General features: G+C 60.7%; 25 protein-coding genes. 16 read left to right on the top strand and 9 right to left on the bottom strand.

Going from position 1 to position 24,606, the window contains the following annotated elements; genetic code table 11:
* Positions 1-18: 18 nt before the first annotated feature.
* The 8 genes from ribBA to UIA24_RS10095 all read left to right on the top strand — a co-directional run bounded on the left by ribBA (position 19) and on the right by UIA24_RS10095 (position 5,568).
* On the top strand, positions 19-1,110 hold the full coding sequence (gene ribBA / locus UIA24_RS10130; RefSeq protein WP_065759169.1) for a bifunctional 3,4-dihydroxy-2-butanone-4-phosphate synthase/GTP cyclohydrolase II: 1,092 nt from the start codon (positions 19-21) through the stop codon (positions 1,108-1,110).
* Between the two features lie 89 nt (positions 1,111-1,199).
* Complete coding sequence (gene ribH / locus UIA24_RS10125) at positions 1,200-1,676, top strand: 6,7-dimethyl-8-ribityllumazine synthase (RefSeq protein WP_065759168.1); 477 nt, start codon at positions 1,200-1,202, stop codon at positions 1,674-1,676.
* On the top strand, positions 1,673-2,173 hold the full coding sequence (gene nusB / locus UIA24_RS10120) for a transcription antitermination factor NusB (RefSeq protein WP_065759167.1): 501 nt from the start codon (positions 1,673-1,675) through the stop codon (positions 2,171-2,173). The genes ribH and nusB overlap by 4 nt, the downstream gene beginning before the upstream one ends.
* Positions 2,174-2,191: 18 nt before the next feature.
* Positions 2,192-3,151 (top strand): thiamine-phosphate kinase, encoded by a 960-nt coding sequence (gene thiL / locus UIA24_RS10115; RefSeq protein WP_102051704.1) that lies wholly within the window; start codon positions 2,192-2,194, stop codon positions 3,149-3,151.
* Between the two features lie 9 nt (positions 3,152-3,160).
* Complete coding sequence (locus tag UIA24_RS10110) at positions 3,161-3,658, top strand: phosphatidylglycerophosphatase A family protein (RefSeq protein ID WP_065759165.1); 498 nt, start codon at positions 3,161-3,163, stop codon at positions 3,656-3,658.
* Positions 3,659-3,670: 12 nt separating this feature from the next.
* Positions 3,671-4,402 (top strand): substrate-binding periplasmic protein, encoded by a 732-nt coding sequence (locus UIA24_RS10105; RefSeq protein WP_065759164.1) that lies wholly within the window; start codon positions 3,671-3,673, stop codon positions 4,400-4,402.
* 132 nt (positions 4,403-4,534) lie between these two features.
* A complete protein-coding gene (ribA, locus tag UIA24_RS10100) occupies positions 4,535-5,152 on the top strand; it encodes a GTP cyclohydrolase II (RefSeq protein ID WP_065759163.1) in 618 nt (205 codons plus the stop codon).
* Entirely contained in the window at positions 5,149-5,568 is a 420-nt protein-coding gene (locus tag UIA24_RS10095) for an MFS transporter (RefSeq protein ID WP_065759162.1), read from the top strand. The genes ribA and UIA24_RS10095 overlap by 4 nt, the downstream gene beginning before the upstream one ends.
* A gap of 63 nt (positions 5,569-5,631) precedes the next feature.
* On the opposite strand, the gene dxs is transcribed toward UIA24_RS10095, so the two are convergent.
* The 3 genes from dxs to UIA24_RS10080 all read right to left on the bottom strand — a co-directional run bounded on the left by dxs (position 5,632) and on the right by UIA24_RS10080 (position 8,823).
* The gene (gene dxs, locus UIA24_RS10090; protein WP_102051733.1) at positions 5,632-7,530 is read right to left on the bottom strand and encodes a 1-deoxy-D-xylulose-5-phosphate synthase; all 1,899 of its coding nucleotides are present in this window, start codon (positions 7,528-7,530) and stop codon (positions 5,632-5,634) included.
* A 166-nt stretch (positions 7,531-7,696) separates the two neighbouring features.
* Positions 7,697-8,584: a (2E,6E)-farnesyl diphosphate synthase gene (gene ispA / locus UIA24_RS10085; RefSeq protein WP_065759160.1), complete on the bottom strand. Its 888-nt coding sequence runs from the start codon at positions 8,582-8,584 to the stop codon at positions 7,697-7,699.
* The gene (locus UIA24_RS10080; protein ID WP_065759159.1) at positions 8,581-8,823 is read right to left on the bottom strand and encodes an exodeoxyribonuclease VII small subunit; all 243 of its coding nucleotides are present in this window, start codon (positions 8,821-8,823) and stop codon (positions 8,581-8,583) included. The genes ispA and UIA24_RS10080 overlap by 4 nt, the downstream gene beginning before the upstream one ends.
* Before the next feature lie 242 nt (positions 8,824-9,065).
* On the opposite strand from UIA24_RS10080, the gene UIA24_RS10075 reads away from it, so the two are divergent.
* The 5 genes from UIA24_RS10075 (at position 9,066) to UIA24_RS10055 (ending at position 14,622) form a co-directional block, all read left to right on the top strand.
* The gene (locus tag UIA24_RS10075) at positions 9,066-10,469 is read left to right on the top strand and encodes an MBOAT family O-acyltransferase (RefSeq protein WP_330522787.1); all 1,404 of its coding nucleotides are present in this window, start codon (positions 9,066-9,068) and stop codon (positions 10,467-10,469) included.
* Positions 10,456-11,568, top strand: a complete 1,113-nt coding sequence (locus UIA24_RS10070) for an SGNH/GDSL hydrolase family protein (RefSeq protein ID WP_330522786.1) — start codon at positions 10,456-10,458, stop codon at positions 11,566-11,568. The genes UIA24_RS10075 and UIA24_RS10070 overlap by 14 nt, the downstream gene beginning before the upstream one ends.
* 1 nt (position 11,569) lies before the next feature.
* A complete protein-coding gene (locus UIA24_RS10065) occupies positions 11,570-12,778 on the top strand; it encodes an SGNH/GDSL hydrolase family protein (RefSeq protein ID WP_065759157.1) in 1,209 nt (402 codons plus the stop codon).
* 100 nt (positions 12,779-12,878) lie between these two features.
* The gene (locus UIA24_RS10060) at positions 12,879-14,093 is read left to right on the top strand and encodes an RtcB family protein (RefSeq protein ID WP_330522785.1); all 1,215 of its coding nucleotides are present in this window, start codon (positions 12,879-12,881) and stop codon (positions 14,091-14,093) included.
* Between the two features lie 61 nt (positions 14,094-14,154).
* Positions 14,155-14,622, top strand: coding sequence for an FAD/FMN-containing dehydrogenase (locus UIA24_RS10055; RefSeq protein WP_330522784.1), 468 nt, complete (start codon positions 14,155-14,157; stop codon positions 14,620-14,622).
* A gap of 259 nt (positions 14,623-14,881) precedes the next feature.
* Here the strand turns inward: UIA24_RS10055 and UIA24_RS10050 are convergent, their stop codons facing one another.
* The 6 genes from UIA24_RS10050 to exaC all read right to left on the bottom strand — a co-directional run bounded on the left by UIA24_RS10050 (position 14,882) and on the right by exaC (position 20,374).
* Positions 14,882-15,586: a LexA family transcriptional regulator gene (locus UIA24_RS10050; protein WP_102051700.1), complete on the bottom strand. Its 705-nt coding sequence runs from the start codon at positions 15,584-15,586 to the stop codon at positions 14,882-14,884.
* 225 nt (positions 15,587-15,811) lie between these two features.
* Positions 15,812-16,339, bottom strand: coding sequence for an inorganic diphosphatase (gene ppa / locus UIA24_RS10045; RefSeq protein ID WP_065761987.1), 528 nt, complete (start codon positions 16,337-16,339; stop codon positions 15,812-15,814).
* 91 nt (positions 16,340-16,430) lie between these two features.
* Positions 16,431-17,246, bottom strand: coding sequence for a zinc-dependent peptidase (locus tag UIA24_RS10040; protein WP_065761986.1), 816 nt, complete (start codon positions 17,244-17,246; stop codon positions 16,431-16,433).
* A 9-nt stretch (positions 17,247-17,255) separates the two neighbouring features.
* Positions 17,256-17,906: a DedA family protein gene (locus UIA24_RS10035; RefSeq protein WP_065761985.1), complete on the bottom strand. Its 651-nt coding sequence runs from the start codon at positions 17,904-17,906 to the stop codon at positions 17,256-17,258.
* A gap of 209 nt (positions 17,907-18,115) precedes the next feature.
* Entirely contained in the window at positions 18,116-18,574 is a 459-nt protein-coding gene (locus UIA24_RS10030) for a GNAT family N-acetyltransferase (protein ID WP_065761984.1), read from the bottom strand.
* Positions 18,575-18,853: 279 nt separating this feature from the next.
* A complete protein-coding gene (exaC, locus tag UIA24_RS10025) occupies positions 18,854-20,374 on the bottom strand; it encodes an acetaldehyde dehydrogenase ExaC (RefSeq protein WP_099775920.1) in 1,521 nt (506 codons plus the stop codon).
* Between the two features lie 267 nt (positions 20,375-20,641).
* Here exaC and UIA24_RS10020 point away from each other — a divergent pair, with 267 nt between their 5' ends.
* The 3 genes from UIA24_RS10020 (at position 20,642) to ubiX (ending at position 24,605) form a co-directional block, all read left to right on the top strand.
* Complete coding sequence (locus UIA24_RS10020) at positions 20,642-22,567, top strand: sigma-54-dependent Fis family transcriptional regulator (RefSeq protein ID WP_330522782.1); 1,926 nt, start codon at positions 20,642-20,644, stop codon at positions 22,565-22,567.
* A 62-nt stretch (positions 22,568-22,629) separates the two neighbouring features.
* Positions 22,630-23,979 (top strand): UDP-N-acetylmuramate:L-alanyl-gamma-D-glutamyl-meso-diaminopimelate ligase, encoded by a 1,350-nt coding sequence (gene mpl, locus UIA24_RS10015; protein WP_065761865.1) that lies wholly within the window; start codon positions 22,630-22,632, stop codon positions 23,977-23,979.
* Positions 23,976-24,605: a flavin prenyltransferase UbiX gene (ubiX, locus tag UIA24_RS10010; protein ID WP_065761866.1), complete on the top strand. Its 630-nt coding sequence runs from the start codon at positions 23,976-23,978 to the stop codon at positions 24,603-24,605. The genes mpl and ubiX overlap by 4 nt, the downstream gene beginning before the upstream one ends.
* The last annotated feature ends 1 nt before the right edge of the window (position 24,606 follow it).

Genomic DNA, 24,606 nt, shown 5'->3' with positions numbered 1-24,606 from the left:
ATGAGAAGGGGGTGCCGCGTGGCGCTCAACAGCATCGAAGAACTGGTTGAAGACATCCGCCAGGGCAAAATGGTCATCCTGATGGATGACGAAGATCGCGAGAACGAAGGCGACCTGATCATGGCCGCCGAGGCCTGCAAGGCTGAGCACATCAACTTCATGGCCAAGCATGCCAGGGGCCTGATCTGCATGCCGATGTCGCGCGAGCGCTGTGAACTGCTCAAGTTGCCGTTGATGGCACCGCGCAACGGTTCGGGCTTTGGCACCAAGTTCACGGTCTCGATCGAGGCTGCCGAAGGTGTCACTACCGGTATCTCCGCTGCTGACCGTGCGCGTACCGTTCAGGCTGCCGCCGCGCGTGATGCCAAGGCCGAAGACATCGTCAGCCCAGGCCATATCTTCCCGCTGATGGCGCAAGCCGGCGGTACGCTGGCCCGCGCAGGCCATACCGAGGCTGCGTGTGATCTGGCGCGCATGGCCGGTTTTGAGCCAAGTGGCGTGATCTGCGAGGTCATGAATGACGACGGCACCATGTCCCGTCGCCCGGAGCTGGAAGCGTTTGCCGCCGAGCACGGCATCAAGATCGGCACCATCGCCGACCTGATTCACTACCGGATGATCCACGAACGTACCATTCAGCGGATTTCCGAGCAGCCGCTGGACAGCGAATTGGGCCAATTCAACCTGGTGACCTACCGTGACTCGGTCGAGGGTGATGTGCACCTGGCACTGACCCTGGGCAATATCTGCGCAGAAGAACCGACCCTGGTTCGGGTTCACAACATGGACCCGCTGCGTGACCTGCTGATGGTCAAGCAGCCCGGCCGCTGGAGCCTGCGTGCCGCAATGAGCGCGGTGGCAGAGGCGGGCAGTGGTGTTGTGTTGTTGCTCGGCCACCCGTTGGACGGTGACGTGCTGTTGGCGCATATCCGTGAGACCGCCGACAGCGCTCAGGTGAAAACCCCGACAACCTACAGCACCGTCGGTGCGGGTTCGCAGATTCTCCGTGACCTCGGCGTACGCAAAATGCGCCTGATGAGTTCGCCGATGAAATTTAATGCGATATCCGGATTCGATCTGGAAGTTGTAGAATACGTGCCCTCCGAATAAAGCAGGCGTTTATTGCACTGCGTGTTCGTGACCAAACCTCCCACAGGCCGCGTCGGTGCGGCCTGGCTCTTTAAGATGAGAATCCCGGAATGACTCTGAAGACCATTGAAGGTACCTTCATCGCCCCCAAAGGTCGCTATGCTTTGGTGGTTGGCCGCTTCAACAGCTTCGTCGTCGAAAGCCTGGTGAGCGGTGCCGTTGATGCCCTGGTTCGCCATGGCGTCAGCGAAAGCGACATCACCATCATCCGTGCCCCGGGTGCGTTCGAGATCCCGCTGGTTGCACAGAAAGTCGCCCAGCAAAGTGAATACGCGGCCATCATCGCCCTGGGCGCGGTGATCCGTGGCGGCACTCCGCATTTCGAATACGTGGCAGGCGAGTGCACCAAGGGCCTGGCCCAGGTGTCCATGGAGTTCGGCGTACCGGTGTCCTTCGGTGTCTTGACTGTCGATTCGATCGAACAGGCCATCGAGCGCTCCGGCACCAAGGCCGGCAACAAGGGCGCTGAAGCAGCCCTGTCCGCCCTGGAAATGGTCAGCCTGCTGGCGCAGTTGGAGGCCAAGTGATTAGCGACGAAAGCGATCGTTTCAACCCGCGCGATCCAAAACCTGCGGATGCTGGCAAACCATCGAAAAGCGCCAAGCGTCGCGAAGCCCGTCAGCTCGCGACCCAGGCCCTGTATCAGTGGCACATGGCCAAGCAGTCGCTGAACGAGATCGAAGCGCAGTTCCGGGTCGATAACGATTTCAGCGATGTCGACGGCGCCTACTTCCGGGAGATCCTGCACGGGGTTCCGGTCATGAAGGAAGAGATCGACAAGGCCCTGGCTCCGTGCCTCGACCTGCCACTGGAAGAACTCGACCCGGTAGAGCTGGCTGTGCTGCGGCTGTCCACCTGGGAGTTCATCAAGCGGGTCGACGTGCCGTTTCGCGTTGTGATCAACGAAGGTGTTGAGCTGGCCAAGGTCTTCGGTGCCACCGATGGCCACAAGTTCGTCAACGGTGTGCTCGACAAGCTGGCTCCACGGCTTCGTGAAGCCGAAGTACGGGCATACAAGCGCTGATCTCGGCGCTGCTGGCCAATGGGTGAGTTCGAGCTGATCCGTCACTACTTCGCCGCCGCACCGTGTGCGCAAGGTGGCGAAGGAGTTGCCTTGGGCATCGGTGACGACTGTGCCCTGCTGGCCTTGCCAGCGGGCGAACAGTTGGCGGTGTCTACCGACACGCTGGTTGTCGGTGTGCATTTCCCGCACAACAGTGACCCGTTCCTGCTCGGCCAGCGTTCGCTGGCCGTTGCCGCCAGTGACCTGGCGGCGATGGGCGCTACCCCCCTCGCGTTTACCCTTGCCCTGACCCTGCCGGACACGTCGGCGGACTGGTTGCGTGCTTACGCAGAAGGCCTCAATCAGATGGCCAGGCAGTGCAACCTGAGCCTGGTCGGTGGCGATACCACCCGTGGCCCCTTGAGCCTGACCATGACCGTATTCGGCCGTGTGCCTGCCGGGCAGGCGCTGACCCGCGCCGGCGCGCAACCAGGCGACCTGGTGTGTGTGGGCGGTGAACTGGGCAACGCTGCTGGCGCGTTGCCGCTGGTGCTTGCGGAACGTCAAGCCGAGCCGTCGCTGGCGGCACCGCTGCTGGCGCACTACTGGTCGCCATCACCGCAGTTGGCACTCGGCCAGGCGTTACGTGGCAAGGCGTCCTCGGCGCTGGATATCTCCGACGGCTTGCTGGCTGACTGTGGGCATATCGCCAAAGCCTCTGGCGTGGCGCTGCATTTGCAGGTGGACTCGCTACCGATGAGCCAGGCATTACGCGGCTTTTTGGGGCTGGAGGGTGCGCGTCACGCCGCATTGACCGGTGGCGACGATTATGTGCTGGCCTTCACGCTTCCCGATGCCGAACTCCCGGGGCTGCTGGCCGCCGGCTGGCCGATTCACGTGGTTGGCAGGGTCGAGGTTGGCTCCGGTGTCAGCCTGTACGATCGGGAAGGGCGCAACATCACCCCGGCTGTTCGGGGCTATCAACACTTTAGCGATTAGGGAGACACCGTGACCGATCACCGTAATCAGGTGAAGCCTGTTCCGCCTTCGGTCTGGAGCAACCCTTGGCATTTCATGGCATTCGGCTTCGGCTCGGGTACTTTGCCGAAGGCGCCGGGGACCTGGGGGTCTCTGGTTGCCTTGCCGTTCATGCCCTTGTGGCAAATGCTGCCAGACTGGGGTTACTGGCTGATGCTGGGCCTGACCATGCTGTTTGGTTTCTGGCTGTGCGGCAAGGTTGCCAGCGATTTACGTGTGCACGACCATGAGGGTATCGTCTGGGACGAGATGGTGGGGATGTGGATTACCCTGTGGCTGGTGCCGCAAGGCTGGCAATGGTTGTTGGTCGGGTTCTTGGTATTCCGCTTCTTTGACATACTCAAGCCCTGGCCGATCAGTTGGCTTGATCGGCATGTGCATGGAGGTGTCGGCATCATGATCGACGATGTGCTTGCCGGTGTATTCGCCTGGCTGACGATGCAAGGGCTAGTATGGAGCTTTACCTAAGGAGATAGGGCGATGCAAGGATGCCGATGGTTGCTACTGGTCCTGCTTTTGGCAGGAGGTGTGACGTGGGCAGCAGAGCCCTTGCCGAAAAAGCCTTTGCACGCTCGTTTGGCCAGCGAGGTGTGGCTCGACTACACCAATGCCGACGGCACAGGCCTGGCCTGGGAGCTGCTGCGCAAGGTTTTTGAGCCCGTAGGTGTCAAGGTCAAGACGGCGAGCGTGCCTTACAGTCGCGCCATCGGCCTGGTAAAGCGTGGCGAAGCAGATGCCTGGGTCGGCTCTTATCATGAGGAAAGCGCCGATAATATCTACCCGCGCTGGCACTTTGACCAAGACCATATCTATGCCCTGGGGTTGGCCAGTCGGCCGGTACCTACCCAGGAAACGCTGGGTCAGTTCCAATTGGCTTGGGTGCGTGGTTACGATTTCAACAGTTACCTGCCCTATGTTGACCGTTACCGCGAGGTTCAGCGGCGTGAGGGCATTCTGCCGATGCTTGAGTATGGTCGCGTCGATTTCTACATCGATGCCCTGACCGAGGTCGACTATGTGTTGTCGCAGGCGCAGAATCCGTCGGCATTTCGGCGTACCCACCTGGCTGAACTGCCGTTGTACCTGGCATTTGCCAAAACCCCGGAAGGCCGTGCCCTCAAGGAAATTTTCGATCAGCGCATGGATGAGCTGGTGCCAAGTGGCCAGTTGCGCGAGATATTCACGCGCTGGAAGCAGCCGTATCCGTTCTAGGTTGTCCTCAGATCGGCAAGGTGCATCGAACTTTTCGATATGTCTGCACAAAAATTCAGCATAAGCACCGGTGCCACGCTGCTGTTACAATCCAGTCCACGTTAAATATTCACGTTATTTCAGGAGCACAAGGTGCCCGTCGTTTTCGTTGCTGCCTCCAAGCTGCCTACACCCTTTGCCACCTTCACCATGCATGGTTTTCTCGATGAGGCCACCGGTCGCGAGCACGTGGTGCTCAGTCTGGGTGATGTGGCCGACGGCGCGCCGGTACTGGGACGCCTGCACTCCGAGTGCCTGACGGGCGATGCGCTGTTCAGCCAGCGCTGCGATTGCGGTTCGCAGCTGGAAGCGGCGCTGCAGGCGATCGCCCATGAAGGGCGCGGTGTATTGCTGTACTTGCGTCAGGAAGGTCGCGGCATTGGTCTGTTGAACAAAATTCGCGCCTACGAGCTGCAGGATGGCGGTGCCGATACGGTTGAAGCCAATGAGCGTCTGGGTTTTGCTGCCGATCAGCGTGACTACGCCATGTGCCTGCCGATGCTTGAGCACCTGGGCGTGAAGTCGCTGCGCCTGATGACCAATAATCCGCGCAAGGTGAAAGCCCTCACTGCGATGGGTATCGCGGTGGCTGAGCGAGTGCCGTTGCATACCGGCCACAACCCGCACAATAAACACTACCTGGCCACCAAGGCCGGCAAGCTTGGCCACATGATGGGCAACGAGCATCAGGGTGAGGTTGGTCGGGCGTGACCCGGGCTCAGGTTCGTCGCCGTCTCAGCATTGCCTGGTGGCAGCATCTGCTGATCGCATTGGCGCCGTTGTTTGTCTTCAATTGGGCGTTCGGTGATCGTGAAGCGTTGCTGCCAATCCTCGCCATGCCGATGTTCATCGCCAGTGTTTCTTCGATGTTCCTCAGCCTGCCGCGCTTTGGCGCTTACAAGCACGGGCTGATTGCAATGGAGAAGGCGCTGAACAGCGAGGCGGAGCCTGCGGCCTGGATTGAGCTGGCGCGCGTACGTCGGGTGGCCATGCTCTATGCCTGCTTGCCGGCCTGGCTTGCTGCTGTGTCGGTATTCGTTGGCTTGGAGGCCGTGCCGCAGATTCTGTTGGCGGTCTCAAGCGTGGTCGTGCTCTACCTCTACCGTATTCCGCGTCAGCTCGGCTGATAGGTCGGCAGGCCTATTGTCGTCATGGCCGCTCCTTGCGGAGCCGACCATGACGATAGGGCGTCAGAGGCCCAACAACTGCAGGCGCTGACGTACTGCTGCTTCGATTCCCGCTGCATCCAGACCACATTCAGCAAGCATCTGTGCCGGTTTGGCGTGCTCGACATAAATGTCAGGCAGGCCCAGGTGCAGGATCGGCTTGATCAGGTTCTCGCGGGCCAGGAATTCACCGACAGCCGCACCGGCGCCGCCCATGATGGCGTTCTCTTCGATGGTCACCAGCAGCTCGTGCTGGCCAGCTATCTCGCGTACCAACGCTTCATCCAGCGGTTTGACGAAACGCATGTCAACCACGGTGGCATCGAGCTGTTCGGCAACCTTTAGTGCTTCGGCCAACTGAACACCAAAGACCAGCAAGGCGACGGTGCGGCCTTGGCGGCGTACTACGCCCTTGCCGATTTCCAGGGGTTCAAGGTCGTTTTCAATCGGCGTATTCGGGCCGGTACCGCGCGGGTAGCGCACCGCTGCCGGGCCGTTGTACAGGTGACCGGTGCTGAGCATTTTGCGCAGTTCGTTCTCGTCGCTCGGGGTCATCACCAGCATGCCGGGGATGCAGCGCAGGAACGACAGGTCAAAGCTGCCCGCATGCGTCGGGCCGTCTTCGCCGACCAGGCCGGCGCGGTCGATGGCAAACAAGACGTCGAGGTTCTGTACCGCAACGTCATGGATCAGTTGATCATAGGCGCGCTGCAGGAAGGTCGAGTAGATCGCCACCACGGGCTTGGCGCCTTCGCACGCCATGCCGGCGGCGAGGGTGACAGCGTGTTGCTCGGCGATGGCCACATCGAAGTAGCGCGCCGGGAAACGTTCGCTGAAGGCCACCAGGTCCGAGCCTTCCTTCATGGCTGGGGTGATGCCAACCAGGCGTGGGTCCGCCGCAGCCATGTCGCACAGCCACTGGCCGAATACCGCCGAATACTTCGGCCCGCTGGCTTTCTTCGGCGCAGCAGCCGGTGCATCGACCGGCTCAAGCTTGGTAATTGCGTGATAACCGATCGGGTCGACTTCGGCCGGCCTGAAGCCTTTGCCTTTCTTGGTGACCACATGCAGGAACTGTGGCCCCTTGAGGTCGCGCATGTTGCGCAGGGTGGCAATCAGGGTCGGCAGGTCGTGGCCGTCAATCGGGCCGATATAGTTCCAGCCGAGTTCCTCGAACAGGGTGCCGGGTACCAGCATGCCCTTGGCATACTCTTCGGTGCGGCGAGCGATTTCCCAGGCGCCGGGCAGGCGCGAAAGCACTTTTTTACTGCCTTCGCGCATGCTGGCGTAGGTGCGGCTGGAGAGAATCTTGGCCAGGTAGTTGGACAGGCCACCGACATTGCGTGAAATCGACATGTCGTTGTCGTTGAGAATCACCAGCATGTCAGCGTTGACTTCCTGCGCATGGTTGAGCGCTTCGAAAGCCATGCCGGCGGTCAGTGCACCGTCGCCGATCACCGCAATGGACTTGCGCGCCTCGTTCTGCAGGCGAGCGGCGATGGCCATGCCCAGTGCGGCACTGATCGAGGTGCTTGAGTGGCCGACGCCAAAGGTGTCGTACTCGCTCTCGGAACGACGTGGGAAGGCCGCAATACCGTCCTTCTGGCGCAGGGTATTCATGCGCTTGCGTCGACCCGTGAGGATCTTGTGCGGGTAGGCCTGATGGCCCACGTCCCACACCAGCCGGTCATCCGGGGTGTCGAAGACGTAGTGCAGGGCGATCGTCAGTTCGATGACGCCCAGGCCGGCACCGAAATGCCCGCCGGTCTGGCCAACGGTATAGAGCAGCTCCTGGCGCAGTTCGTCGGCCAGGCTCTCCAGATCGGCTTCAGCCAGCCGGCGCAGGCCAGCGGGCGTATCAGCACGGTCGAGCAGCGGCGTGACCGGGCGTTCGCGGGGAATCTCTTGAAACGTCGTGGGCATCAGGCGAATCATTATAGGTGTGAAGAGGCGGCAGTTTACCTTATTGCGGTGATGGCTGCCCATGGCATGGTGCTTCTGCGACACCTGTGCATCGTCTTTCGCGGGAGCCGGTCCTGCCAGCGATGTGTCTTACTGCTGGCAAGGCAGGCGCCTACGTGAAGTGCACTCAGTTCTTGCGTTCTACGATGTAACGGGCCAGATCGCGCAGTGGTTCGGCCGCGCCGTCGAAGGCTTCCAGCGCCTGCAGTGCTTGATCGCGCAGTTCCAGCGCGTAGGCTTTGGCGGCATCCAGGCCGAGCAGCGCCGGATAGGTCGGCTTGTCGCGGGCGATATCCGCGCCTTGGCGTTTGCCGAGGGTGGCCGTGTCGCTTTCGACGTCGAGGATGTCATCCTGTACCTGAAATGCCAGGCCGATTGCCTGAGCGTAGCGTTGCAGGGCCTCCAGTTCGGTGTTGCCGGCACGGGCGCTGGCGAGAGCACCCAGGCGCACGCTGGCTTCGATCAGTGCGCCGGTCTTGTGCCGGTGCATGAATTCCAGCGCTTGCTGGTCAAGCTTCAGGCCCACTGAACCCAGGTCGATGGCCTGGCCACCGACCATCCCGGCGGGGCCGGCAGCCAAGGCCAGCGTCTGGACCATGGTCAGGCGGTTGCTGTCGCTTTGCGGGCTCAGGCGCGGGTCGAGCAAGGCGCTGAAGGCCAGGCTTTGCAGGCCATCGCCTGCAAGGATCGCGCAGGCCTCGTCGAAGGCTTTATGGGTGGTTGGCTGGCCACGGCGCAGGTCGTCGTCGTCCATGGCCGGCAGGTCATCGTGAACCAGTGAGTAGGCATGGATCAGTTCAACCGCACAGGCCGCGCCGTTAGCCTGTTCGGCTGGCGCCCCCAAGGCTTCGCAGGCTGCATAAGCGAGCAGCGGGCGGACCCGTTTGCCACCGTTCATGACGCTATAGCGCATGGCGGCGTAGAGGCGGGTGAGTTCGGCCGAAGGGGCGACAAACAACTGTTCCAGCGCCGCATCGACACGGGCCTGGCAGGTGGCTTGGTAGCGGGCGATCATTCCGGCTGCTCTGCGCTGAAGGGTTCGGCGGCCAACTCACCATCGCGCTCGAGGAGGATCTGCACTTTCTGCTCGGCCTGTGCCAGAGCGCCCTGGCAGTCACGGGTCAGACGGATACCTTGCTCGAAGGCGGTCAGCGAGTCTTCCAGCGACAGTTCGCCGTTCTCCAGGCGTTCGACCAGGGCTTGCAGGTCGGCGAGGGATTGCTCGAAATCAACGGCGGCTTTTTTCCGGGCCATGGCGGCTGTCTCTGTGGCGGTTTAAACGGCGCGACACTAGCAGAGCGGGGCAGGGGGAGCAAATCAGTGCCGATGATCTTTCGTCGCATTCTGTTGCATAAAGCCTTTGTTCACTATCTTGCTTTTTCTGTGAGCCTGTCATTGTGAGGGCTTGTGGCTCTCTGCCATAATTGCCGCCGCCTTGCGCTACGGCGTTGCACGGCAAGGCCCTCCCTTCCTGATGTCGCGTAATGGACTACGTTGTGAGCTTCCTTTCGATCGAGTTCGGCCTCTGCTTCATCCTGTTCTTCGCTATTTACTGGAGCCTGTGCTGGAGCGTTCGTTTGCAGAACGTCATGCTTCTGGCCGCCAGTTACGGCCTTGTTGCCAGCTTCAGTCTGAATTCTCTCTATATCCTGCTGGGGTATACAGCGCTGGTCTATCTGCTGGGGCTTCTGGGTGCGCGGTACCCGGGGCGACGCTTCAGTTACGGGCTGGTTGCGCTGCTGGTGCTGGGGTGTTTCTACCTGTTCAAGTACCAGGAGTTCCTCGTCGGTGGCGTTCAGTCGGCGCTGGCCAGTGCCGGGCTTGATGTCTCGCTGCCTATTCTGGAAGTGCTGCTGCCTATCGGCTTGTCGTTCTACACCTTCCATTCGGTCAGCTACCTGGTGTCGATCAACCGGCGCGAGATGACGCCTGCGCCGGTGTTTGATCTGGCCCTTTACCTGGCGTTCTTCCCGAGCCTGATTGCCGGGCCGGTGAACCGTGCTTCGCACATGCTGCCGCAGATTCAGGCCGGGCAGATGCGTCAGGTGCTGGAGCCACAACGTGCATTGGGGCTGATTGCGTTGGCGGTGGTGAAGTTGTTCTTCTTCAGCGCCTGGCTGGCCAGTGAGTGGGTTGATCCGGTGTTCGAGACGCCCAGCAGCTATTCGGCCGAGCAGATCCTGCTCAGCGTCTACGGCTACAGCTTTCTGATCTACTTCAACTTCAGTGGCTACACCAACCTGGTGACCGGCATTGCCTTGTTGTTGGGGTTCCGTTTGCCGGACAACTTCAATGCGCCCTATGCCGCGAACAACCTCAAGGAGTTCTGGGGCCGTTGGCATATCAGCCTGTCGACCTTTATCCGTGACTACGTGTACATCCCGTTGGGCGGCAACCGTCAGGGCGTCTGGCGCGGCAACCTGAACATGCTGCTGGCCATGCTGATCTCCGGGCTTTGGCATGGCGCGAGCATCAACTTCATTATCTGGGGGGCGCTGCACGGCCTGGGTTTGGCGTTGTACAAAGCCTCGACCTATTGGTTGCCGCAGCCGATGCGTTGGCCGGGGGCGGGTATCGCCGCACGCTTGCTGACCTTCCACTATGTGGCGTTTGCCTGGATTTTCTTCCGTTGCGCCAGCCTCGATGATGCCAAGGACATGCTCGCCGGTATTGCTGGCTTGCGTCTGGAGGCACTGTTCTCGCCTACGGGCGCCCTGTTGCTGGCCTGTGTGGTGTACATCGCTGTCTACCGTCAACTGATCGCGCTTCTGCGCCAACTCTTCGCCGCCACCACGCGCCTGCCTTGGCAGTTGTACCCCGTTCCGCTGGGGGTATTCATTTCCTTGGTCATCTTTGCATCGCAGTCGGGCGTTCCGGGGTTCATCTATGCCAGTTTCTAGTGCCAGCAAGCTGTTCGAAACGCAGGTGGGCGCGGCCAAGGTGCTGTATGCCATTGTGGTGACCACCTTGCTGTTGTTCTGGTTCAACCAGGACTCAATCCGCCTTTACTGCGAGCAGAAGTACCACCAGGGCTGTGAACTGCCGCTACTGGGCCAGAGTACTGCCTGGCGGATGGGCAGCAACCTGACTCAGGCCTTGGGCAGTGCCCGTGACAGTTTTATCGAAAGCCTGACCCAGCCTGCACCGCCAGCATTGATTGCGCAGGCTCCCGTCAGCGAAACCGTGACGATGCCCGCCGCGGTGCCTGTCGTGCCGGTGAAGCTGGATGGCAAGCATGCGACCCCGGTGCATGCAGCTCCGGCACATGAGAGCGCCAAGCCGGTCAAGGTGGCAGCGACGCCATTGCCTGCGCCCATCCCGCAGCCAGTACAACCGGTACCGGTGACTCTGTCGGCGGGCGATGAAGTCTTTCTGGTCGGCGATTCGCTGATGCAAGGGGTGGCGCCGCACCTGGCCAATACCTTGCACAAGCGTTACCAGATCAAAAGCGTCAACCTCAGCAAGCAGAGTACCGGGCTTGCCTATCCGGGCTTTTTCAACTGGCCACAGACGGTGGCCAAGACCTTGCAAAGCCAGCCGAACATTCGCCTGATGGTGGTGTTCCTGGGGCCGAATGACCCTTGGGACATGCCGGTTGCCAAAGGTAAGCCGTTCCTGCGCTTTAAAACTGCCGAGTGGGAGGAGCAGTACCGTCAGCGTATTGATTCGATTCTTGAGCAGGCGCGTGCGCATGATGTGCAAGTGATCTGGGTTGGCCCGCCGAACATGCAGAAAACCAAGCTGTCCAGCGCCATGGCCTACCTGAGCACGCTCTATGAAACCCAGACCAGGCTCTACCAGCAGCATTATGTCTCTGCTAACGGCGTATTGGGTTACAAGGCTGATGAGTTCTCCTACACCTTGCAGGATGACCAAGGCAAACGGGTCAAGACCCGGGTCGATGACGGCATTCACTTTACCCCCACCGGGCAGAAGCTCATTGCACAGCAAGTGCTGTCGATGATTACCTTCCCGGGTTTGACCGTGACGGAACACTGAAATGCGTCGATTGCACAACATCCTGGCCCTGGTGGCACTGATCTGCGCATTGCCGGGCTGTAGCCCGGTAGCGGCGGTCAATGGGCCGGCAGCACGTCCACTTCAGGTGCCTCAAAAGGCGGTTCAAGCCCCTGCCAACGGTAATCTGGCGCTGCTGGCAGGCAAGTTCCGCACTGCAAACCGCACCCCGATCAATATCGTGCAACTGGGTGACTCACACACCGCCGCCGACCTGTTCAGCGGGGAAATGCGGCGCCTGTTGCAGGCCCAGTATGGCGATGGCGGTATCGGCCTGGTTGCAGGCTCACCGGTACCGGGGACGCGCTATGAAACGGTGATCCTCAAGGCCGCCAAGCGCCAGTGGGAACTGGTTTCGGCACGGAACCAGCAAAGCACTCAGTTTCCCCTGGGCGGTTACCTGTCATTACCGCTAACGGCCAACGCAGCCGTACGCATCGAGGCGCGTGAGCCCACGGCCCAGCGTTACCGCGTGTCGGCCCTCTACACCTCAACGGCCAACACGACATTGCTCGCCCGCGACGGCACTACCCAGAACCGGCGCCTGCTGGCAGCAACCAATGGGCAGTGGCGCTTCAGCCCGGTGTTCAACAGTGTCAGCTTGCCGCTGGACCTCACCTTGAGCAACCGCAAGGACGTAGCGCTGGGTGGCTGGTTCATCCAGGGCCAGAAGAATGCCGGTGTGACCTATTCAGCTCTGGGGATCAACGGCGCGCGGCTGGATGTTGTGGATAAGTGGCAGCCCGGCTGGCAGGAGAGCTTCAAGGCTCTGCGCCCGGATCTGATCATTCTGGCGTACGGTACCAACGAAGCCTTCGACGACAAGCTCGACTTGAACCAGTACCGTGACCACCTGAACCAGACCCTGGCCGAGTTGCGCCGCAACATGCCGCGTGCAGCCATTCTGCTGGTCGGCCCACCGGACTCGATCAAACAGCGCAAAGCGCGTACGTGCGCCGCCCGTCAGCCGCAACCATTGGCCCAGATCATTCGTATTCAGCGCCAGGCCGCCAAGCAGTTCAACGGCCTGTTCTGGGATTGGCAGGCGTACATGGGCGGCCCTTGTTCTATCGTCAACTGGCAGGCTGAAGGTCTGGCCCGGAACGACCTGGTGCATTTATCCGCCGATGGTTACCGCAAAAGTGCCTCAGGCCTGTATGACTTCCTGCGTGGGCAGCTCGGGTTGCAGTGACGCCCTCGCTGACGATCGAATTTCGGTGTGCGGCGGGTGGGATAAGGTGTTGAATGGTGTGGTGAAGCTTGAGTAACCTGCCATGCAGCAAGGCCGCCAGATGAAAACCATGAACATCCTCGAAGTCGCCAACGGCAAACCGATCAAGCTCTGGACCCAGGGCGTGCCGGTGGAAGAGGAAGCGCGGCAGCAACTGATCAACACCGCCAAACTGCCGTTCATCTTCAAGCACCTGGCGGTGATGCCCGATGTCCATCTGGGCAAGGGCTCGACCATTGGTAGTGTGATTCCCACGCGTGGCGCGATCATCCCGGCAGCGGTGGGCGTGGACATTGGCTGCGGGATGATCGCCGCACGCACTTCATTGCACGCAGCAGACCTGCCGGACAACCTTTATGGCCTGCGTACGGCCATCGAAAAGGCGGTACCGCACGGTAAGACCTTCGGCCGTCGCGATCAAGGCGCCTGGGACAGCGTACCCGGCGTGGCCGATCATGCCTGGCGTGCACTGGCTGGCCGATTCAAGGCCATCACTGACAAGTACCCGACGCTGGAGCGCACCAACAACCGTCAGCACCTGGGAACCTTGGGCACGGGCAACCACTTCATCGAGGTATGCCTGGACGAGGCCAATCGTGTCTGGTTCATGCTGCACAGTGGGTCGCGTGGCGTGGGTAACGCCATCGGCAACCTGTTCATCGAACTGGCCCAGGCCGATATGCGCCAGCACATTGCCAATCTGCCGGATAAGGACCTGGCCTACTTCGAGGAAGGCAGCCGGCATTTCCACGACTACGTCGAAGCCGTGGAATGGGCCCAGGACTTTGCCCGGCAGAACCGTGCGCTGATGATGCACGCGGTAATTGACGCTGCGCGTAAGGTGATCAACAAACCCTTCGAGGCCAACCTCGAAGCGGTGAACTGCCACCACAACTATGTGCAGAAAGAACAGCATTTCGGCCATGAGGTGCTGGTTACCCGCAAGGGCGCGGTTTCTGCGCAGAAAGGCCAGTTGGGGATCATTCCGGGGTCGATGGGCGCACGCAGCTTCATCGTTCGCGGCCTGGGTAACGAAGAAGCGTTCTGCTCCTGCAGCCATGGCGCGGGGCGTGTGATGAGCCGCACCCAGGCGAAGAAGCGCTTCACCATCCAGGACCAGGCGCGTGCCACCGCGCACGTCGAGTGCCGCAAAGACAAAGACGTGATTGACGAGATCCCCATGGCCTACAAGGACATCGACGCGGTCATGCAGGCCCAGCGTGATCTGGTGGAAGTGGTGCATACCCTGCGTCAAGTGGTGTGCGTGAAAGGCTAGTCGCCTGCGCGGCGGTGTAGACTGCGGGCCTGGCTGTGCAACCACTACAACGAGGTGTGCTGTGAGATATCTGTCGATTCTGCTGTTGAGCGTATTGCCATTGTTGGCCCAGGCGGTCGAAGTCGGAGAGCGCCTTGCGCCCTGGACCCTGCTCGATCAGTTCGATCAGCCCTATAGCCTGGACGATCAAACCCGAACCCTGCTGGTAGCCCGTGGCATGGACGGCGCCAAACTGGTGAAAGAGGCCCTGCAAGACCGTCCCAAGGGCTACCTGGAAGCACGACATACCGTGTTCGTTGCCGACATCCAGCGCATGCCTGCACTGATCGCAAAAATGTTCGCCATCCCCGCCATGCGTGATTACAGCTACCGGGTACTGCTCGACCGCGACGCACGCGTGGCAACCCGTTATGCCGGTGCCGAAGACAAGGTGCTGTGGCTGCAACTGGACAACGGCCGGTTGGTTGCACAACAGGAATACGCCACGGCGGCTGCGCTGCGTGAGGCGCTGGAGAAGGCGCCGCATTGATAGGTGTGATGCGGTAGGTGGATTTCGGGCATTAAAAAGCCGGCTTGTGGCCGGCTTCTCGGGGACGGTCTTGGCTTATTTTTGGTAAGCCGCAACCGCCTTCAAATCGTTGCGTCGGCGCGAGGGCCGAAGGTGGCTGGACGCGAATGTATTGCGTCGCCAAACCCGTTGGCAGGCGCTCGGCTGCCAGGGGCTAAATGTGCGGCGTAGCATACTGACAATGGCGCGGTATGCCTAGTGGAAATTCACCTTGAGCGCTTTAGGCTGGCCGTTCGGTACGCCGTTGTCCCCACCAGAAGACCCAACCGAGAATTTCCAGGTGCTGCATTTTGGCCTGGGCCGGGCTGTAGCTTTCGCTGGGGAATTGCCGATTGTCGTAGCTGTGCAGGGCGATGGCACCACCCCGCAGGCGGCTGAGGGTGTGGATGCGCAGTCGGCCATTGTGCAGCAGGGCGTAGAGTTCGCCTTCGACGATGCGGGTCAGGCTGCGGTCGATGGCCAGGGTCGCACCCTGTGACAGCAGCGGGGCCATGTTGGTGTCGGGCATGCTCAAGCAGAATGCTCGCGCGGGATCGACACCAAGCCGCTCGAGGCTGCAGGCGGGCAGGCGCAGGTGGCGGTCGGCGATCACGCTCAGTTGTTTGTCCTTCACGCGGTAGAAGGGCAGTTGCGCGTCATCCTCTTTGTGCGCGGCCATCAGGCTGGTGTCGGGTGGTTCGACTTCGATTTCGGTCGGGGTGATGCGCGGTGCGGGTGGCGGATGCTTGGGCCCTTCGCCGCTGCGTAGCCATTTGCTGCAGACGCACAGGAGTTCTGCGATCTCATCGATACGCGCCAGGGGAACACCGCGGTTGAACCAGTTGTTGATGTGCTGCGGTGTCACTTTGCGGTGGGCGGCAAAGTCGGAGGGTGTCAGGTTGCACTCGCGCAGGAGGGCTTTCAAACGGCTGCCAGAAGTATTCATGAGGCCCGATTTTACGGGGCTCTGTGCGATCAGGATATAAACATTGGGTTGAAGAATTTCTCGGAGTTAAGGGTGTTTCCGAGGGATTTGCCGGATGTTTCTCGCGGCCCTAGGTGTTGGCTGGCACCCTGCTGATGCCATCGTAGGCAAGCCTACTCCTACAGGGGGCTATCTTTGCAGGCAACAAAAAGCCCCGCGAGCGGGGCTTTTTGTTCAGCGCGGTGCTTAGCCTTTGTAGGCGGCAACGGCCTTGGTGATTTCGGCGCGGGCGGCGTCTGCGTTGCCCCAACCGTCGATCTTCACCCATTTGCCTTTTTCGAGATCCTTGTAGTTCTCGAAGAAGTGCTTGATCTGCTCCAGCAGCAGGGCTGGCAGGTCGGTGTACTCTTTGACGTCGACGTACAGTTGCGACAGTTTGTCGTGCGGTACGGCGATGACTTTGGCGTCGCCGCCGCCGTCGTCAGTCATGTTCAGGATGCCGACCGGACGGGCGCGGATGACCGAACCTGGAGCCACTGGGTACGGGGTTACAACCAGCACGTCCAGCGGATCACCGTCATCAGCCAGGGTGTTCGGGATGAAACCGTAGTTGGCCGGGTAGAACATTGGGGTGGCCATGAAACGGTCGACGAACAGGCAATCGCTGTCCTTGTCGATTTCATATTTGATCGGCGCGTGATTGGCTGGAATCTCGATGGCGACGTAGATGTCGTTCGGCAGGTCTTTGCCAGCCGGAATCTTGCTGTAGCTCATTGGGCATTGCCCCCATGTTTGGCCAAAAATTGGTCGCGATTATAGGCACATTCCCACGCGCTTGCCACGCCCACCCGGATGCTTGGCATGCTCAGTCCTTGGCGTGGCGATAGTGGGGATGATGGCTGTGTAGTTGCTGTAGACGCAGCAGCGGGTCCTGGCGGTAGAACGCGCGCAGTTGCTGGTAGACCTTGGGGTAGGTTCGGGCCAGCAGGTCGGGGGCGCTGAAGAAATATTCGCTGGTGACCGCGAAGAATTCCGCCGGGCTTTCTGCGGCATAGGGGTCGATGGCGGTTTCGGCATCCGGGTGGCGGTCAAGTTGACGATTGAGGTCGTCATAGGCGTGTTGCATGGCTGACGCCCAATCGCTGACGCGCATGTCGCTGTGCAGCGGTGGCAGGCCGTTGGCATCACCGTTGAGCATGTCGAGTTTGTGCGCCAACTCATGGATGACGAGGTTATAGCCTTCCCAGCCACCACTGGCCAGAACGCCCGGCCAGGCCAGGATTACCGGGCCCTGCAACCACGCTTCGCCACTGTGCTCACCATCCCACTCATGTTCCACGCCGCTGGCGTCGCGGTGACGCTGTGGGCTGATGAAGTCGTCGGGGTAGAGGATGATTTCATGGAAGCCCTGGTACCAGTTCAGTTCACCCAGGTGCAGTAGGGGCAACTGCGCTTGAGCCGCCAGGTACAGGCGCTGTTCGGCGTCCAGTTCGACGCCGGGCAGTGCGGTGAGGTGTTTTTCGCGCAAGAACAGCACGCAGGCGTCGCGCAGCCAGTGATCTTCTGCCTCGCTCAGACCGTCGAGCAGCGGCAGGCGTTCACGGATGCGCTGCCACAGCTGCGCATCGAGTGGGTACCGGGCCAATGTACGGCGGCGTCGCCAGGCGCTCAGGGACCACATGAGCGGGGCTTAGTTGGCCTTGGCGGCGTTGCGGTTGATGCGGTTGCGCACCAGGCTGATGATCATCGGCAGCATCGACACCAGAATGATCGCGACGATCATCAGCGACAGGTTTTTCTTGATGAACGGCACATTACCAAAGAAGTAGCCGAGGGTGACCAGGCCACCTACCCACAGGACGGAACCGGCGACGCTGAACGCCAGAAAACGGCTATAGGTCATTTTGGCGATACCGGCGACGAACGGTGCGAAGGTCCGCAGGATCGGCAGAAAGCGCGCCAGGGTGACAGTCTTGCCACCGTGGCGGTCGTAGAAATCGTGGGTTTGTTGCAGGTAATCGCGGCGGAAGATCTTCGAGTTGGGGTTGCGGAACAGTCGTTCGCCAGCGGTTCTGCCAATCACATAGTTGGTGCTGTCGCCCAGGATTGCCGCAGCCATCAGCAGGCCGCCAAGCAGCAATGGGTCCATGCCGCCGCCAGCGGCTACTGCGCCTGCGATGAACAGCAGTGAGTCGCCTGGCAGGAAGGGCGTCACCACAAGGCCTGTCTCGCAGAAGATCACCATGAACAGAATGGCGTAGATCCAGGGGCCGTAGTTGTTGACCAGTAAATCGAGGTAGGTATCAAGATGCAGGATAATGTCCAGCGGGTTGAAATCCATGTACGGCACCTGTGGTGAAAGCCCGTGCTGGCGGGCCTGCGATGACTGGCAGTGGGGTGTTTCGCGCGCGACACAGCGGCGTGCGAAGGCCTCCACTCAACGTGTGGTGCCGTATTATACGGCCGCAAACGGATTATTCCTGTGCTGTTTGTAGCGGAGGGTTTTGCTGGTGCATACCGGGCAGGCTCAAGGCCCGCCCGGCTGCCATGTCAGTCCGACTGGATGGGGAGGATGTAGCTCTTGAACTCGGTGTCTTCACGAAAGCCGATGGACTCGTAGACTTTCATGGCCACGTCGTTGTTGGTGCTGGTGGAAACCCGCATGCGCACGGCATTGGTCTCCTTGGCCATCTTTTTCGCGGCGCGCATCAGGTGGTCGGCCACCAGTTGGCGGCGCGAGTCTTCGGCCACATAGATATCGTTGAGGATCCAGACGCGCTTGAGCGACAGCGAGGAGAAACTCGGATACAGCTGGCAGAAACCAAGCAGTTTGCTGTCGTCATCGTTGGCCAGCGCCAGGTAAATCACCGACTCACCACGCTTCAGGCGTTTTTCGAGAAATTTGCGTGAGGATTCGGGGTAAGGCGGTTGGCCGTAGAACTCGCGGTATTTGACGAAAAGCGGAGCAATCAGATCCAGATGCTCAAGGGTTGCTTTGATGATTCGCATAAGCAGTCCTCAGGTTCCTTTGGGGGTGGCGGCGAATCGCAGGGCAGCCGTAGCCCCGATGCTGCCTAAAGCGGAAAAAAAGCGCAATTGGCAAAAATGGACCCGAATCCGGGTCTTGTCGATTAGGAAATTTCAGTTTCTGGCGGAGGTTATTTCTGAATCCTGCCTGTGCGTCGGCGTGGGGCGGCAAGGCGGGCGATAAGGCAGCTGCAGTTGAGGGGGCGGTGAGGTCAAGCCAGTGCGGCCTTCAATCTGTTGAAGGCCGCACCGTACACTGGGTTAGAAGAAGCCCAATGGGTTGATGTCGTAGCTCACGAGCAGGTTTTTGGTCTGTTGGTAGTGATCAAGCATCATTTTGTGGGTTTCACGACCCACGCCCGACTTCTTGTAGCCACCGAAAGCGGCGTGTGCCGGGTACAGGTGGTAGCAGTTGGTCCACACGCGACCGGCCTTGATCCCGCGGCCCATGCGGTAAGCACGGTTGATGTCGCGAGTCCATACGCCCGCGCCCAGCCCGAACTCGGTGTCGTTGGCGATGGCCAGGGCTTCCGCCTCGTCCTTGAAGGTGGTGACGCTTACCACGGGGCCGAAGATCTCTTCCTGGAACACCCGCATCGTGTTGTTGCCTTTGAGCAGGGTCGGCTGGATGTAATAACCGGTGGCCAGGCTGCCTTCGAGCTTCTCCACCTTGCCGCCGGTCAGCAGTTCAGCACCTTCCTTCTCGGCGATCTCCAGGTAGGAAAGGATCTTGTCGAATTGCTGCTCAGAGGCCTGGGCGCCGACCATGGTGTCGGTGTCCAGTGGGTCGCCACGTTTGATCTGTTTGATCTTCTTCATCACTTCTTGCATGAACGCCGGGTAGATCGACTCTTGTACCAGCGCACGCGATGGGCAGGTGCAGACCTCGCCCTGGTTGAAGAATGCCAGCACCAGACCTTCGGCGGCTTTTTCGATGAAGGCCGGTTCGGCTTGCATGATGTCTTCGAAGAAGATGTTCGGCGACTTGCCGCCCAGCTCAACAGTGGACGGAATGATGTTCTCGGCCGCGCATTTCATGATGTGCGAACCAACCGGCGTGGAGCCGGTGAAGGCGATCTTGGCGATGCGCTTGCTGGTGGCGAGTGCTTCACCGGCTTCACGGCCGAAACCTTGCACCACGTTGAGTACACCAGGTGGCAGCAGGTCACCAATGACTTCCATCAGCACGGTAATGCCCAGCGGGGTTTGCTCGGCGGGTTTGAGCACGATGCAGTTACCGGCAGCCAGTGCCGGAGCCAGTTTCCAGGCCGCCATCAGGATCGGGAAGTTCCACGGGATGATCTGTCCGACCACGCCCAGCGGTTCATGGATGTGGTAGGCCACGGTGTTGCCGTCGATCTCGGCGGCGCTGCCTTCCTGGGCGCGCAGGCAACCGGCGAAGTAACGGAAGTGGTCAGCTGCCAGCGGAATATCGGCGTTCAGGGTTTCACGGACCGCTTTGCCGTTGTCCCAGGTTTCAGTGATGGCCAGCAGTTCAAGGTTCTGCTCGATACGGTCGGCGATCTTCAGCAGGATCAGCGAACGGGCTTGTACCGAGGTGCTGCCCCAGGCGTCGGCGGCGGCATGGGCGGCATCCAGGGCTTTTTCGATGTCTTCGGCAGTGGAGCGCGGGAATTCGGCGATCGGTTGGCCGTTCACTGGCGAGGTGTTGGTGAAGTACTCACCTTTGACCGGGGCGACGAACTCGCCATTGATGTAGTTCCCGTAACGGCTCTTGAAGGAAACGATTGCGCCTTCGGTACCTGGGTGTGCGTAACGCATGGTGTGTCTCCTGGCTTTTGTGCTTGTTGGGGAGGATATAGAGCGTAGAGCAAAGCGCGGGCCACTGCTGGCAGGTCTATGTAAATCAAGGGCTTGATGGGATTCTGCGGGTGCGCGCGGGCTTGGTTGTCGCATTTCTGGGGCGGTGGGGGTGACACTTTGTGCCAGATGCGGGACAACCTGTGACTCAGCGGTCGTACTGACATTGCAAAGCGTCAGCGGCTGGAGGATGCTGGGTTGTACCGCTTCCGGGGAGAACAATAAAAAGTGCAGAGCAATCATTTGAGCCGGCACGCTCGGCAAGTGCTTACGGTGACTCAGGGCAAGGCCCACTTGCAGGGGCCGGGCAGCGATCCATCCATCGCCCGTTCCTGGCTGCGTTGTCTGGAGGACTATCATCTCGATCCGGCCATGGCGATGGCACCGACCGTGCTTGAGCATGGGCGTCTCCTGGAAAGCCGAGAGCGCCTGCAGCAGGTGCTGCAGATTGCCGGCAACGAGATGAACACGCTGCATCAACAGCTTTCCGGCGCAGGCCATGCGGTGCTGCTGACCGATGCGCGTGGGGTAATCCTCAACTGTGTAACGGCGCCGACCGAGCGCAAAATCTTCGAGCGTGCCGGGCTCTGGCTCGGCGCCGACTGGAGCGAGGCCAGTGAAGGCACCAACGGGATTGGTACCTGCCTGGTCGAGCGTCAAGCCGTCACTATTCATCAGGAAGAGCATTTTCGTGGCCGTCATACCGGCCTGACCTGCTCTGCCAGCCCGGTGTTCGACCCCCACGGCGAACTGCTTGCGGTGCTTGACGTATCGTCGGCCCGCCCTGAGGTCTCGCGGCAAAGTCAGTTTCACACCATGGCGTTGGTCAACCTCTCGGCGAAGATGATCGAGAGCTGTTACTTCCTGCGCCATTTCGAAAACCAGTGGCTACTGCGCTTTCATTTGCAGGCCGAGTCGGTGGGCCTGTTCAGCGAGGGGTTGCTGGCGTTTGAGGGGGATGGACGTATCTGCGCGGCCAACCAGAGCGCCCTGAACTTGCTTGGGCATGTTCGCGGCGGCCTGCTTGGAAAGCCTGTGGAGATGTTCTTCGAGTGTTCACTGGATGAGTTGCTGGGGCGTGCTACGGCTCAGGCCAATGCCAGTTGGCCGTTGCGTACGCGTGATGGTCGCCAGTTGTTTGCCAGTTTGCGCGGTCAGGTTCGGGCGCCACAACCGTCGTCATTGGCCGCGGTGGCGTTGCCGCCGCCAGCACCGATTACGGGTTCGATTTGCCTGGTCGACCCTGCATTGCAGAACGATTTTCGTCGCGCCGTGCGGGTGTTCGAGCGCGATGTGCCATTGCTGCTCAATGGCGAGACCGGGTGTGGCAAGGAGGCCTTTGCCAAGGCCGTGCATCAGGCCAGTCAGCGTGCGGCAAAGCCGTTCGTCGCCCTGAACTGTGCCTCGATCCCTGAGAGCCTGATCGAGAGTGAGCTGTTTGGCTATCGCGGCGGCTCGTTCACCGGTGCACGTAAGGAGGGGATGCGTGGGAAGCTGCAACAGGCCGATGGCGGCACCCTGTTGCTGGATGAAATCGGTGATATGCCGCTGGCGCTGCAAACCCGCCTGCTGCGTGTGCTTGAAGAGCGCAGGGTCGTGCCGATTGGTGGTGAACCCCAGGCCGTGGATGTCCGCATCATCAGCGCCACCCACCGCAACCTGCTGGAGCGGGTCGAGGACGGCAGTTTCCGCGAAGACCTCTACTACCGGCTGAACGGCCTGGAAGTGGCCTTGCCGGCTCTGCGTGAACGCAGTGACAAGGCCCAGTTGCTAGATTTTCTGCTGGCGGAGGAAGCTGCGGGGCAGGTTGTCCGTCTGGAGGCGAAGGCGCGACATGCCTTGCTCGATTTCGCCTGGCCCGGCAACGTGCGCCAGTTGCGCAACGTCCTGCGCACATTGGTTGCGCTCGCGGAGGGCGAAGAGATTACCTTCAACGACCTGCCGCCATTGATTCGTCGGCCGCCAGTTGCTGCGATACCCACGGTTTCCAGCGAGGCGCCTGAACATCCACTTGAGGATGCTGAACGCAGCGCTTTGCTGGCTGTGCTGGAGCAGCAACGCTGGCACATGAGCCATGTGGCGGCGCACTTGGGCGTGAGTCGCAATACCTTGTACCGAAAACTGCGCAAGCATGGTATTGCCCGGGACGCCTGAACGAAAGGATGCGATTTTCCCCGCCCTGGGCTACCCTGCCTCGATGTTTTGCGAGGTCGACCATGCACATTCACATTCTCGGTATTTGCGGCACTTTCATGGGTTCGCTGGCGGTGTTGGCCAAGGAGCTTGGCCACCGCGTCACGGGCTCCGACGCCAACGTCTATCCACCGATGAGCACTCAGCTTCAGGCCCAGGGCATTGAGCTGACCCAAGGCTATGATGCCAGCCAGCTGGATCCGGCACCGGACCTGGTGGTCATCGGCAATGCCCTGTCGCGTGGTAATCCCGCGGTGGAGTATGTGCTGAATAAAGGCCTGCCTTATGTATCCGGCCCGCAGTGGCTGGCCGATCATGTGCTGCAAGGGCGTTGGGTGCTGGCCGTGGCCGGAACCCATGGCAAAACCACCACCAGCAGCATGCTGGCCTGGGTGTTGGAGCATGCCGGGATGAGCCCGGGCTTCCTGATCGGCGGCGTGCCACAGAACTTCTCGGTGTCGGCGCGCTTGGGCGATACGCCGTTCTTCGTGGTTGAGGCTGATGAATATGACAGCGCCTTCTTCGACAAGCGTTCGAAGTTCGTCCACTACCGTCCGCGTACTGCCATCCTGAATAACCTTGAATTCGATCATGCGGATATTTTCCCGGATCTGGCAGCTATCGAGCGGCAGTTCCACCATCTGGTGCGCACGATCCCGAGTGAAGGCCTGATCATTCACCCCACCACTGAGCCAGCCTTGCAGCGCGTGATTGAGATGGGCTGCTGGACCCCGGTCCAGACCACGGGTGTTGGCGGTCAGTGGCAGGTCAAGCTGCTCAGTGCTGACGGTTCGCGTTTTGAAGTCAGCTTTGAAGGCGAGTCGCAAGGGGTGGTCGAGTGGGAACTGACCGGTCAGCACAACGTCGCCAACGCCTTGGCCACGTTGGCTGCTGCTCGCCATGTTGGTGTGGTGCCGTCGATGGGTATCGCCGCGCTGAGCGCCTTCAAAAGCGTGAAGCGGCGCATGGAGAAAGTCGCTGAAGTACAAGGCGTGACGATTTATGACGACTTTGCACACCATCCGACGGCGATCGCCACCACGCTGGATGGCCTGCGCAAGCGTATTGGCGATGCACCACTGATCGCCGTGATTGAACCGCGTTCGAACTCAATGAAGCTGGGCGCGCACCGCGATGGCCTGCCGGAAAGCGTACGCCAGGCCGATCAGGTGATCTGGTATGCACCGCCTAACCTGGGTTGGGATCTGGCGGCCACGGCAGCCCAGTGCCCGGTACCTGCGGTGGTGGCTGACAGCCTGGAAGCGATCATTGCCCGGGTGAAAAGCCAGGCCAAGCCCGGTACTCAAGTCGTGATCATGAGTAATGGCGGCTTTGGGGGCCTGCATGGGAAGTTGGCCGAGGCCCTGCGATGAGCGGGCCGGAACGCATCACGCTGGCCATGACCGGGGCCTCGGGGGCGCAGTACGGCCTGCGCCTGCTTGATTGCCTGGTGCGCGAAGACCGAGAGGTGCATTTCCTGATCTCCAAGGCTGCGCAGTTGGTCATGGCGACGGAAACCGATGTGCTGCTGCCGGCCAAGCCACAGGCAATGCAGGCCTTTCTGACCGAGTACACCGGCGCCGCCGCAGGGCAGATTCGTGTGTACGGCAAGGAAGACTGGATGTCGCCGGTGGCCTCAGGTTCCGGTGCACCGGCAGCGATGGTGGTCGTGCCGTGCTCCACGGGCACGCTTTCGGCCATTGCGACCGGCGCCTGTAACAACCTGATCGAGCGGGCGGCGGATGTCACTCTGAAAGAACGTCGGCAGTTGATTCTGGTACCGCGTGAGGCGCCGTTCTCCACCATTCACCTGGAGAACATGCTCAAGCTGTCGAACATGGGCGCGGTGATTCTGCCAGCGGCTCCAGGTTTCTATCATCAGCCGCAAACCATTGACGACCTGATTGATTTTGTCGTCGCGCGCATTCTCAATGTGCTGAACATTCCTCAGGACATGTTGCCGCGTTGGGGTGAGCACCATGTCGGCGGTGAGGATTGAA

Origin of the sequence: Pseudomonas sp. AL 58, from assembly GCF_036348395.1 — a bacterium.
GTDB lineage: Bacteria > Pseudomonadota > Gammaproteobacteria > Pseudomonadales > Pseudomonadaceae > Aquipseudomonas > Aquipseudomonas defluvii.
The sequence above is the reverse complement of the archived record's forward strand: the minus strand, read 5'-3'. Positions and strand labels throughout refer to the sequence as shown.

Excerpts from the sequence above, each read along its gene's own strand:
- ribH (WP_065759168.1), top strand. The coding sequence starts at position 1,200 with ATGACTCTGAAGACCATTGAAGGTACCTTCATCGCCCCCAAAGGTCGC.
- thiL (WP_102051704.1), top strand. The coding sequence starts at position 2,192 with ATGGGTGAGTTCGAGCTGATCCGTCACTACTTCGCCGCCGCACCGTGT.
- UIA24_RS10105 (WP_065759164.1), top strand. The coding sequence starts at position 3,671 with ATGCAAGGATGCCGATGGTTGCTACTGGTCCTGCTTTTGGCAGGAGGT.
- dxs (WP_102051733.1), bottom strand. The coding sequence starts at position 7,530 with ATGCCCACGACGTTTCAAGAGATTCCCCGCGAACGCCCGGTCACGCCG.
- ispA (WP_065759160.1), bottom strand. The coding sequence starts at position 8,584 with ATGATCGCCCGCTACCAAGCCACCTGCCAGGCCCGTGTCGATGCGGCG.
- UIA24_RS10080 (WP_065759159.1), bottom strand. The coding sequence starts at position 8,823 with ATGGCCCGGAAAAAAGCCGCCGTTGATTTCGAGCAATCCCTCGCCGAC.
- UIA24_RS10070 (WP_330522786.1), top strand. The coding sequence starts at position 10,456 with ATGCCAGTTTCTAGTGCCAGCAAGCTGTTCGAAACGCAGGTGGGCGCG.
- UIA24_RS10065 (WP_065759157.1), top strand. The coding sequence starts at position 11,570 with ATGCGTCGATTGCACAACATCCTGGCCCTGGTGGCACTGATCTGCGCA.
- UIA24_RS10060 (WP_330522785.1), top strand. The coding sequence starts at position 12,879 with ATGAAAACCATGAACATCCTCGAAGTCGCCAACGGCAAACCGATCAAG.
- UIA24_RS10050 (WP_102051700.1), bottom strand. The coding sequence starts at position 15,586 with ATGAATACTTCTGGCAGCCGTTTGAAAGCCCTCCTGCGCGAGTGCAAC.
- ppa (WP_065761987.1), bottom strand. The coding sequence starts at position 16,339 with ATGAGCTACAGCAAGATTCCGGCTGGCAAAGACCTGCCGAACGACATC.
- UIA24_RS10040 (WP_065761986.1), bottom strand. The coding sequence starts at position 17,246 with ATGTGGTCCCTGAGCGCCTGGCGACGCCGCCGTACATTGGCCCGGTAC.
- UIA24_RS10035 (WP_065761985.1), bottom strand. The coding sequence starts at position 17,906 with ATGGATTTCAACCCGCTGGACATTATCCTGCATCTTGATACCTACCTC.
- UIA24_RS10030 (WP_065761984.1), bottom strand. The coding sequence starts at position 18,574 with ATGCGAATCATCAAAGCAACCCTTGAGCATCTGGATCTGATTGCTCCG.
- exaC (WP_099775920.1), bottom strand. The coding sequence starts at position 20,374 with ATGCGTTACGCACACCCAGGTACCGAAGGCGCAATCGTTTCCTTCAAG.
- mpl (WP_065761865.1), top strand. The coding sequence starts at position 22,630 with ATGCACATTCACATTCTCGGTATTTGCGGCACTTTCATGGGTTCGCTG.
- ubiX (WP_065761866.1), top strand. The coding sequence starts at position 23,976 with ATGAGCGGGCCGGAACGCATCACGCTGGCCATGACCGGGGCCTCGGGG.